Here is a 9,698-nt window from a genome sequence, read left to right as displayed (position 1 = left end):
AAGTTAAAGCTTAGACACTTATTATTTTTCAAAGCTAGACAATATAAATACAAAAAAGAAGGTGACTCTAAACAAGTTAAGATAAAGGATAGAGCGAGTATTTCTGAAAGACCTAGCAGTGCTAATAATAGAAAAAATCTTTATCACTTTGAAGGTGACACTATTGTTGGTAAAGACCATAAAAGTGCTATTGTAACAATGGTCGATAGAGCTAGCAGATTTACTATTTTAGCCAAGTCTATAGATAGAACAGCTAATTCAATCAATAGAATATTGTACAAAGTATCTAATGGTCATAAAATATTAACAGCTACATTTGATAATGGTAAAGAGTTTGCTAAACATAAGAAGCTAACTAGCAAGACTGGCATCAAAGTATTCTTTGCTGATCCATACAGTCCTTGGCAAAGAGGTACTAATGAAAACATGAATAGGTATATCAGACAATTTATATCTAAAGGTACTAACTTTAACAATATATCTCATCAATACATTAGAAAGTTACAGATAGACTTGAATAATAGACCTAAGAAATGTTCAAATTACTTGACACCTAATGAAGTACATTTTGGTATCTCTATAAACATTGAGAATACTATCTAGCTTATATATAAGTCATCCTATTACTGTGATAAAAAAATATATTTTCAATAAAGAGAATTTGATATGGCATTTAAAAAATTATTGTTATTTCTTGATTAGAAAAGAGTTTTTAAAGCAGATGAACATCTAGATATTTATGATGTTTTCACTTAAACTTAAGCAATTATATTTCAATAAATTATTAAGTGGAATTAATATCTAAATGAGCGAATATAACTTTACTCAGATCGAGCAACAAGCTCAAAAATATTGGCGTGAAAATAATTCTTTTAAAGCTGTAGAAGATAAGAATAAAGAAAAATTTTATTGCTTATCAATGCTACCATATCCAAGTGGTACCCTTCATATGGGACATGTGCGTAATTATACGATTGGAGATGTAATTGCAAGATACCAAAAGATGCAAGGTAAAAATATTCTTCATCCTATGGGTTGGGATGCATTTGGATTACCTGCCGAAAATGCTGCAATAAAACACAAAAAATCTCCTTATGAGTGGACAAAAAGTAATATTGCATATATGAGATCGCAGTTGGATTCTCTTGGGTTTAGCTTTGATTGGTCTAGAGAAATAGCGACTTGTGATGAAAGTTATTATAAATGGGAACAATGGTTCTTTATCCAACTTTACAAAAAAGGCTTGGCATATCGCAAAAACTCAGTTGTAAACTGGGATCCTGTTGATCAAACTGTTTTAGCGAATGAGCAAGTTGTAGATGGTAGAGGCTGGAGATCAGGAGCTCTAATTGAAAAGAAAGAGATTCCACAATGGTTCTTAAAGATTACTGATTATGCAGATGAGCTTCTAAAAGATATTAATCAATTAGATGGTTGGCCAGAAGCTGTGAAGACTATGCAAACTAACTGGATTGGTAAATCAAAAGGTCTGACTGTTAAGTTTAAAACTCAAGACTCTGATAAGGAAATTGAAGTATTTACAACTCGTCCAGATACTCTTATGGGAGTTGGCTATCTAGGTATAGCACCTGAGCACCCTCTTGCTCTTGAAGAAGCAAAAACAAACTTTCAATTAAAATCATTCATAGATGAGTGTAAAAGAATCTCTACTATGGAAGCTGATTTAGCAACTCAAGAAAAGAAAGGCTTTAAAACTTCTATAAAGGTAACTCATCCTATCACTGGTCAAAGTGTAGATGTATGGGTTGCAAACTTTGTACTTATGGGATACGGTTCTGGAGCTGTAATGTCAGTCCCTGCACATGATCAAAGAGATTGGGAATTTGCACAGAAATATAATATTGCTTTAAAACAAGTTATTAAGCCTAGTGATAATAAGTCAAAATTAGACTTAGATAAAGAAGCATTTACTGAAAAAGGTATTTTGATTAATTCAGGTGAATTTGATGGTTTAAATTTTAAATCTGCTTATCAAGCGATTAAAAAATATCTTTTTGACAATGATAAAGGTTATGAAACTACAAACTTTAGGATTCATGATTGGGGTATTTCACGTCAAAGATATTGGGGCTGTCCTATTCCTATGATCCATTGTAATGATTGTGGATTAGTACCAGAAAAAGAAGAAAATTTACCAGTTAAATTACCAACTAATGTAACTCTTACAGAAGCAGGCTCTCCACTTAAAGATATACCAGAATTTTTAAATGTAGCATGTCCAAATTGTGGTAAACCAGCAACTAGAGAAACAGATACATTTGATACATTCTTTGAATCATCTTGGTATTATGCAAGATATACATGCCCTACTGCTGATAAGATGTTAAGTGAAGAAGCTAATTATTGGCTACCAGTTGATAAGTATATTGGTGGTATTGAGCATGCTATTATGCATCTTTTATATGCAAGATTTTTCCATAAATTAATGAGAGATCAAGGACTAGTTACATCTGATGAACCATTTAAAAACTTACTTACTCAAGGTATGGTGCTAAAAGATGGTGCCAAAATGTCTAAATCGAAAGGAAATACTGTAGATCCCCAAGAGCTTATCGATAAATATGGGGCAGATACTGTTAGATTATTTAGTATGTTTGCAGCACCTCCTGAGCAATCACTTGAGTGGTCTGATACTGGAGTTGATGGTGCTAATAAGTTTTTGCGTAAAGTATATAATTATGCTTATACAAACAAAGAAATCTTAGCTAAAAATATAATTATAGATGTAACTAAATTATCAAAGAATGATAAGAAAGCTCGTTATGAAATATATGCTAATTTAAAACAAGCTATTTTTGATTTTGATAAAAGTCAATTTAATACAGTTGTTTCAGCATGTATGAAAATTTTAAATACGCTTAACAATTATGATAATTTATCTGATAGTGTTAAGTTAGAGGGTTTTAGTATTTTATTAAGAATATTATCACCTTTTACACCACATATTTGTCATTATTTATGGCAAGAAGTTGGCTTAGGTGAAGATATTTTGCATACACAATTTCCTACTATTGATGACATAGCTCTTGAGAAGGACGAGTTTTTATTAGTTGTACAAATTAACGGTAAAGTTAAAGTAAAACTTGAATTAGATGCCTCATTAACAAAAGAGCAAGTTGAACAAGAGGTATTATCTGATGAGCATATTAAAACTTTTATCGAAGATAAACAAATAGTCAAAGTTATATATGTGCCTCAAAAATTAATTAATATTGTAGTCAAATAGGTATACACAATGATAAAAAACTATACCAAAACTTTATTTTTATTAGTAATAGCTGCATTTTTATCTAGTTGTGGTTTTCACCTACGTGGAGATCTTGCAAATGGTAATGCTGGAAATTTTAGCAGCTTAGTTGATACTAAGTTTTATATCTATAATGCAGGTAGCGCACCGACTAGTTTAATTAATGAGTTAAGACGTAGACTTATTGGCTATCAGGCAACTGTATTAAGAAATAAAAGTGAAGAAAAAGACGCCGACTATATAATAAATATTCAAGGAGCTACGAAAAATACTCAAATCACTAGTGTTGTAGGTGGTGCATCAAATAATACATTCCTTGCTATTTATACGATAACATATAATGTTGTTAAACCTAAGGTTAAAACTCCTGTAGTTCCTGATACTACTGTTAATGCTCAGATGTTCTGGCAATCAAACGCAACTACTCAATTAGCACAAAATAATCTATTATTAAGAATTTGGGATTATCTACAATCTGACTTACTAACAAGAATAGTCCTTCAAATAGCAGAATTATTGCCAAGTAAAGAAACTAAATAGAAACTAAAGGAATTAATATAATGGATTTGTTAAAAGCGTACTATATGGAATTAATTAATAATTCAACATCAGTAGCTATATTGATTTTTATAGTATTTTTGTTAGCCATTTTATTATTTTCTTGGATAATAAATAAGATAATTAGTAAATATATATCATCATTAGCAGAAAGAATTTTTTTTAAAGCAAATTCATCATTGGGTAAGTCACTTATCAAAAACAAAATTTTTGATAAGTTAGCACATATAGCTCCTGCTGTTTTTATATATATTGTAATTGGATTTTTAAGTAGTACTACTTACCCTTGGATTGAACAATTAGTTTCTTTTATCCAGCTGATAGCTGAGGTATATATTACAATATCAATAATTTCTTTTTTCATATCTTTGATTGATGCTATTTTTAGCTATTTTCAATCCCTACATGAATTTAAATATTATTCTCTAAAAAGCTATGCTCAAGTAGTAAAGATCTTATTATATCTAGTGGGTACAATATTAGTAATATCACTGTTACTAAATAAATCACCTATTGCTTTCTTAACAGGATTAGGCGCACTATCAGCTGTATTAATGCTAGTGTTTAAAGATACAATTTTGGGTTTTGCTACTAATATACAAGTAGCAGCTTTGGATATGGTTAGAGTCGGTGATTGGATAAGTATACAGTCATTAGGGGTTGAGGGAACTGTCCAAGAAATATCTATTAATACTGTAAAAATTAGAGGATTTGATAAGACAATTTACAATATCCCTACTTACTCATTAATCACAAATAGCGTCAAAAATTGGCGTGGAATGTTTGAAATGGGTGGTAGACAGATCAAAAGGTCTTTTAATATTGATGTTGATAGTATCAAGTTTTGTAATGCAGAAACTCTTGATAATTTAAGAAAACTAAATTACATGGATGATATTATAAACTCTTGTAATAAGGATGAATTAATTAATACAACATTGTTTAGAAAATACTTAGAACACTATCTGAAAGATCATCCAAAAATTCATACAGAGCCAGGTTGGTTGTTTATTGTAAGAGAATTACAACCTACCGAGAAAGGTTTACCAATCCAGCTATATATGTATACAACAGATACAGTATGGGCTAACTATGAAGCTATACAAGCAGGAATCTTTGATTATATTTATGCAAGTATGCACTTATTTGGTTTAAGGGCATTCCAGGATATTAGAGGTAGAATAGATAATCTAAAAACTAACACTTAGGCAATGTAACACCTACCTGACCTTGGTATTTACCACCCTTATCTGCATAAGAAGTTTCACACTCTTCATCTGATTGGAAAAACAGCATCTGAGCTACACCCTCATTAGCATATATTTTAGCTGGTAATGGCGTAGTATTTGAGAATTCTAGTGTTACATAGCCTTCCCATTCTGGTTCAAGAGGAGTTACATTAACAATAATTCCACACCTAGCATAGGTAGATTTACCTAAACAGACTACTAGAGTATTTCTTGGGATTTTGAATTTCTCAACTGTACGAGCTAATGCAAATGAATTAGGAGGAATAATACAAACATCTCCTTTAAAATCGACAAAATTTTTATCATTAAAATTTTTAGGATCAACTATTGAAGAGTTTATATTTGTAAATATTTTAAACTCATCAGCACAACGTACATCGTACCCATAACTTGAAGTTCCATAAGAAACAATTTTTTGGTTATTTGAAAATTTAATTTGTCCTGCCTCAAAAGGTTCTATCATATTATGCTCTTGAGACATTTTTTTGATCCATTTATCTGATTTTATAGTCATTACTATTATTTCTCTCTTAATTTTCTAATTTAACACCAATAGAATCTAAACTACTCGCTTTAGGTAGTTTTTCAATTTCATTTATAATATTTTCAGCAACAGTCATATAGCTAGTATTGATAGCATCATCTTTATCTAAACTGACATATGGTTTTCCACTGTCAGCATTTTCACAGATCGATTTATGTAGTGGTAAATTTCCTAAAAATTCAATGTTATTTTTACCACACAATAGATGAGCACCATCTTCACCAAAGATATGATCATTATTACCACATTTCGGACAAATATAGTAACTCATATTCTCTATGACACCAAGAGTTTTTATATCAACTTTTTGAAACATTGCTAACGCTCTTCTTGCATCAATTAGTGATAAGTCTTGTGGTGTCGTAACGATTACAGCTCCTGTTACAGGCATATTTTTAGAGATAGTAAGCTGGATATCTCCTGTTCCAGGTGGCAAGTCTAAAAATAAATAATCAAGATCTCCCCAGTCAGTATCATTCAAAAGTTGCATCAAAGCTCTAGATACAATAGGACCACGCCAAATTACTGCTGATTCAGAGTCTATTAGATTTCCTATAGAAATCATCTTAACTCCGTATTTTTCCAACGGAATAATCTTTTTCTTATCTGTTGTATTAGGGTTCTGTTTCAGATCAAATAATGTTGGTTGGCTAGGACCATAGATATCAGCATCTAATATACCAACATTAGCCCCCATCTTTGCGAAACTAACTGCAAGATTAGCCGTAACAGTCGATTTACCAACACCACCCTTACCAGATGCAACCAAGATTATATTTTTTATATTAGGCAAAAGTTTCTGTCCTTTTTGGACTTTCCTTTTAGCCACATTTTCAATTTTCATGATTTCAAATTACTAGCATTTTCGCTATCATAGATACAGTTAGACTCTAATTATACTTAATTAAATATGCTTAAAAAAGATGATTTTAAAACGATTTTGCTGACAAGCATTGGTGGAATGTTAGAATTTTATGACTTTGTCATATTTGGTATGTTTGCAATCGTCTTAGGCAAGACATTTTTCCCACCAGAAGGGTCTGCTGCATTACAAGCGCTCTCTGCATTTACAGTTTTTGCAGTAGGTTATTTTGCTAGGCCATTTGGTGGAATATTATTTGGACATATCGTTGATAGATATGGACGTAAAAAATCATTTATTCTTACAATACTATTTATGGGTCTAGCGTCTTTTTTGATAGCATTACTACCTTCATATCAGAATGCAGGTATATTGGCTTACATTACTTATTTGTAGTACTACGAATTATCCAAGGAGCAGCAATTGGTGGCGAGATTCCAAGTGCTGTAGTTTTTGTGAAGGAATCTTTAGTTAAAAATGGCGGTCTTGCTTGTGGAATTATTTTTTGCTTTATTAACTTTGGTATTTTCTTTGCAGAGATTACAAAGATTATAACAACTCATTTTCTTACTGATGATTATGCTTGGCGCGTAGCTTTTATGTTTGGTAACCTTGCTGCTATTATTAGTTATTTTTTTAGAAAAGAGATACATGAAACCAACACTTTTTTAAATAAGAAAGATCATCACAAAGTTCCATTAATTGATTTATTCAAAACAGAAAAGCTCGCAATCGTAAGAGCAACAGCTGCAGTCTCAATATTTGCTATGGTAGTTGGTTTTTTCTCATTATATTTACCAACTTACTTTCAGCTAAATCATATAGAAAATGGACCTAGTTTAATACTTATTAATCTTTTTGTTTTTTCAGTAGTTTCTATACCTGCAGGATATCTCGCTGATAAATTTACACCTTTACGTATACTTTTGATTGGTGCTTTAGGCTTAATGATATTTGGAAGCTTTTTCTACTATAGTGTTATAACTAACTCAAAATATCTTTTAGAAATAATGCTTATTAACAATATCTTTATGGGACTTGTTGTTGGAGTAGCATCTAATTATGCGAGCACTCTATTTACGCCAGGAGTACGAGCTAGTGGATTAGGTTTTAGTTATAATATTAGTTTTTGCAGTGTTTAATGGTGCTTTTTTGGCTTTAGCGAGCTTAGGTATTGCTAAAGGATACATATTAACGCCTCTATATCTAATATTAACCGTAGCTGTCATTTCCATTATAATTTTACTTATCACTAAAAAATTTGGTCAACATAACATAGCTATATAGATTGCTATCATTATGATAAAATTTTTCTTATATTTCTTTTATTTAGTTTTACCATGGAAAACTTCCTAAATAGTCTGGTATATATTTTAGAAGCAAATACAATTTTGTTTATATGCCAAGCTTTTACTATTTTTGTAGTCTTAAAACTTATTGTTGACAAAAAATCACCATCAAATATATTAGCATGGCTATTAGCTATACTTTTTATTCCTTACATCGCGATTCCATTCTTTTTTATTTTTCAGCGCAAGGATAAGCGTAAATTTTGGCAAAAAAATGCTATGAGTATGGATGATACCAAATCATTTGATAAATCATGTATATATCAAAATAGTTGTCAGGACTTACCTGTTAGTGTCATTAGAACATTTTCAAATCTTGAGTTGTCTACTCTAACTATGAAAAACTCGTTTGATATTTATACTGATGGAACAAAATCATTTGAAGTATTTATAGAGGCTATAAAATCAGCCAAACATAGTATTTATATTCAAACATATATTATCAAAAATGATACTACATCAAAGCTTGTGATAAGAGCATTAGAACAAAAAGCTGCTGAAGGTGTTGAAGTTAAAATGATGATAGATTCTTTAGGATCATTCTATATATATCTCCACAATAGAAAAATCTTTAAAAACTTACGTAAATTAGGTGCTCAAGTTGTATTTTTTATGCCGGTAATATCAAATCCATTACGTAACTATATTAACTATAGAAATCATCGTAAAATATATATTTTTGATAATCAAACTGTATTTAGTGGCGGTATGAATATAGGTGATGAATATATGTCGCCAATTGAGCATGAAGGAATGTGGGATGATATTTTATTTAAAATCCAAGGAGATTCATTAGCATATTTTCTTAAAGTTTTTTGCTCAGACTGGCACTTTGCTACAAATGAAGAACTTGAATTTAAAATTGAAAACACTATTTCTCAGGAAGATTTTGTTCAAGTAATACCTTCAGGACCAGACTTACAGGAAGATCAACTATATTCTGGTCTTATTACAGCTATTAATTCAGCCAAAGAAAAGCTCTGGATAATAACTCCATATCTAATACCATCTGCTGAACTATACCACTCAATTATACTAGCGAAAAAGAAAGGCATAGATGTCAAAATTATTACACCTAAAAAATCTAATCATCAATTAGTTGATCGTGCTAGAGCTAGTTATATAAGAGATTTTCTAGCAAATGATATTGATGTTCATTTTACAAAGAATATGATCCATGCAAAAGCCGTGTTAATAGATAATAATATCGCTATGCTTGGTTCTGTTAATTTAGATAATCGTAGCTTATTTTTGAATTATGAAATTGCTACTTTTCTATATAGTAAGAACGATGTCGAAAAAATATATCAGTGGGCTGACAAAATATTAGCTGACTCTACTCAAAGCACACAGCATATGACCACAAGCAGAGGTAGCCTGATCGCAGAAAGTATTCTTAAAATACTTACTCCATTAATGTAACCCTAAATCGTAACACTTATTTACTATCTTTTAAATAGACTTATGTTGATATTTTTTTATTTGATAAAAGCTGGTTAATCTCTTGAATTTGTAAATTATTATGTCCTTGTTTTTGATTGCTAGATTGTATTCTGAAAGTTTTAAATAGTTGAAAGAGAGTTCCAAATATAGTTTATTAGGTTTTGACGAAACTAAAATAAACGATAAGGAACTAAAAAATGCCAAAGCACTTAACTCTTTCAAATAGATATTGCATAGAAGAATTACTTAAATTAGGATACCAAACATCTCAAATAGCCAATAAAATTGGCTATAGTGAAAGAGCTATAAAAAAGGAACTTAATCGCACTAGTATAAATAGTGACTATAATGCTGAGATAGCACAGAAGCTATATCAAAGCCGCAGAACTTCAAATAATCATAAGCTATCCTGTAAAGTTAAAAA

General features: G+C 30.7%; 8 protein-coding genes and 1 pseudogene. 7 read left to right on the top strand and 2 right to left on the bottom strand.

Annotated features, from left to right (window positions below):
* The 4 genes from F8C69_RS06770 to F8C69_RS06755 form a co-directional block, all read left to right on the top strand.
* Nucleotides 1-603 (top strand): IS30 family transposase (locus F8C69_RS06770; protein WP_159184674.1); only part of this gene is annotated, 603 nt, incomplete at its 5' end.
* A gap of 202 nt (nucleotides 604-805) precedes the next feature.
* The gene (leuS, locus tag F8C69_RS06765; RefSeq protein ID WP_159184673.1) at nucleotides 806-3,247 is read left to right on the top strand and encodes a leucine--tRNA ligase; all 2,442 of its coding nucleotides are present in this window, start codon (nucleotides 806-808) and stop codon (nucleotides 3,245-3,247) included.
* Between the two features lie 9 nt (nucleotides 3,248-3,256).
* On the top strand, nucleotides 3,257-3,808 hold the full coding sequence (locus F8C69_RS06760) for an LPS-assembly lipoprotein LptE (RefSeq protein WP_159184672.1): 552 nt from the start codon (nucleotides 3,257-3,259) through the stop codon (nucleotides 3,806-3,808).
* Nucleotides 3,809-3,828: 20 nt separating this feature from the next.
* Nucleotides 3,829-5,034: a mechanosensitive ion channel family protein gene (locus F8C69_RS06755; RefSeq protein ID WP_159184671.1), complete on the top strand. Its 1,206-nt coding sequence runs from the start codon at nucleotides 3,829-3,831 to the stop codon at nucleotides 5,032-5,034.
* Here the strand turns inward: F8C69_RS06755 and dcd are convergent.
* Both dcd and F8C69_RS06745 read right to left on the bottom strand, forming a co-directional pair.
* Nucleotides 5,024-5,590: a dCTP deaminase gene (gene dcd, locus F8C69_RS06750; protein WP_159184670.1), complete on the bottom strand. Its 567-nt coding sequence runs from the start codon at nucleotides 5,588-5,590 to the stop codon at nucleotides 5,024-5,026. The two genes, F8C69_RS06755 and dcd, sit on opposite strands and share 11 nt — an antisense overlap.
* Nucleotides 5,591-5,606: 16 nt before the next feature.
* Nucleotides 5,607-6,467 (bottom strand): Mrp/NBP35 family ATP-binding protein, encoded by an 861-nt coding sequence (locus tag F8C69_RS06745; RefSeq protein ID WP_159184675.1) that lies wholly within the window; start codon nucleotides 6,465-6,467, stop codon nucleotides 5,607-5,609.
* A gap of 63 nt (nucleotides 6,468-6,530) precedes the next feature.
* On the opposite strand from F8C69_RS06745, the pseudogene F8C69_RS06740 reads away from it, so the two are divergent.
* From F8C69_RS06740 to F8C69_RS06730, 3 genes and pseudogenes are all read left to right on the top strand, one after another.
* Nucleotides 6,531-7,769 (top strand): annotated as a pseudogene (locus tag F8C69_RS06740) (MFS transporter).
* A gap of 53 nt (nucleotides 7,770-7,822) precedes the next feature.
* Nucleotides 7,823-9,253: a cardiolipin synthase gene (cls, locus tag F8C69_RS06735; RefSeq protein WP_159184669.1), complete on the top strand. Its 1,431-nt coding sequence runs from the start codon at nucleotides 7,823-7,825 to the stop codon at nucleotides 9,251-9,253.
* A gap of 218 nt (nucleotides 9,254-9,471) precedes the next feature.
* Nucleotides 9,472-9,698, top strand: a 227-nt coding sequence (locus F8C69_RS06730) for a helix-turn-helix domain-containing protein (RefSeq protein WP_159184567.1), incomplete at its 3' end; no start/stop codon positions are given.

Origin of the sequence: Francisella noatunensis subsp. noatunensis (assembly GCF_009823375.1) — a bacterium.
Lineage (GTDB): Bacteria > Pseudomonadota > Gammaproteobacteria > Francisellales > Francisellaceae > Francisella > Francisella noatunensis.
The sequence above is the reverse complement of the archived record's forward strand: the minus strand, read 5'-3'. Positions and strand labels throughout refer to the sequence as shown.